The sequence below is a fragment of the Dietzia sp. SYD-A1 genome (genome assembly GCF_015356725.1).
Lineage (GTDB): Bacteria > Actinomycetota > Actinomycetes > Mycobacteriales > Mycobacteriaceae > Dietzia.
In genome coordinates, this window is the sequence record NZ_JADDKI010000359.1 from 1 (window position 1) to 1554 (window position 1554).

The 1554-nt window shown below is 74.1% G+C and carries 1 protein-coding gene; it reads left to right on the forward strand.

The features are described 5' to 3' along the window. The coding region (locus tag IY392_RS13735; protein ID WP_194861513.1) for a xanthine dehydrogenase family protein molybdopterin-binding subunit at positions 1–1554 on the forward strand (1554 nt) is incomplete at both ends.

Genomic DNA, 1554 nt, shown 5'->3' on the forward strand with positions numbered 1-1554 from the left:
CCCCGCCACCGACCGCGTCGTCCGCGGGGCCGAGCCGTTCACCCTGGACACAGCGCTGACCGGCTGCGCTCACCTCGCGGTGCTGCGGTCCCCGCACGCGCACGCCCGGATCGTGGAGATCGACGCCAGCCGCGCCCTGGCCATGCCCGGTGTGGTGGCCGTCCTGACCCACCACGACGACCCCGACGTCCTGTTCTCCACCGCCCGCCACCAGCGTCGCACCGACGACCCGGACGACACCCGGGTGCTGGACCCGGTGGTGCGCTACCACGGACAGCGGGTGGCCGCGGTGGTGGCCGAGACCGCCCAACTGGCCCGCCTGGCGTGCGGGGAGATCGACGTGCGGTACGAGGTCCTGCCCTCGGTACTGGACCCCGAGGCGGCCCGGCGACCCGGGGCCCCGGCGATCCACGGGGACAAGAGCTCCGGGGCCCACCGGATCGCCGACCCCGCACGCAACGTCGTGGCGAGCTGGCGTGGCGCGGTGGGGGACGTCGACGCCGGGGTCGCACGCGCCGCGCACGTCGTCACGGGCACCTGGAGCACCTCGCGGGTGCAGCACACGCACCTGGAGACACACGCGGTGATCGTCCGCCACATCGACGGCGGACCCCGGTGCGGCGGCGCCCTCGACATCCGCTCGTCCACGCAGGTGCCGTTCCTCGTCCGGGACGAGCTGGCGTGGATCTTCGGCCTGGAACGGGACGACCTGCGCGTCCACGCCGCCCGGGTGGGCGGGGGATTCGGCGCCAAGCAGGAGATGATCGTCGAGGACCTGGCCGTGCTGGCCGCCCTGCGGACCGGCCGCGATGTGGTGTGGGAGTACACCCGCGCCGAGCAGTTCACCTCCGCCACCGTGCGACACCCCTACCGGGTGACGGCGACGGTCGCGTGCGATGCCCGTGGCCGGCTCACCGCGCTCGACCTGGACGTGCTGTCCGACGCGGGCGCGTACGGCGGGCACTCGGCGGGCGTGATGTTCCACTCGATCACCGAGTCGGTGGAGCTGTACCGCTGCCCCGCCAAACGGGTGGCGGCGGAGGCCGTCTACACGACCACCGTCCCCTCCGGCGCCTTCCGCGGGTACGGGCTGGGGGAGGTGGGGTTCGCGCTCGAGAGCGCACTCGACGAGCTCGCCGAGGTCGCCGGGATCGATCCCGTCGAACTGCGGCGGCGCAACGTGGTACGCCCGGGTGACCGGTTGGTGAGCTCGGCGGGCGACGACGACGAGCTGGCCCTGTCCTCCTACGGGCTCGACCACTGCCTGGACCTCGTCGCCGGAGCCCTGGAGTCGGGACGGGGGGAGTCGGCCCCTCCCGGGTGGTCCGAGGGGAGCGGGGTCGCGGTGTGCATGATCGCCACCAACCCGCCGGGGGGCCACCACGGCTCCGCCCGCGTGGAGATCGACGCCGACGGCACCGTGCACGCCTACGTGGGCACCGCCGAGTTCGGCAACGGCACCGCCACCGTGCACACGCAGATCGTGGCCGAGGTGCTGGCGGTGCCCTCCGACTCGGTGGTGTTGCACGCCTCGGACACCGCGCAGCTCACCCA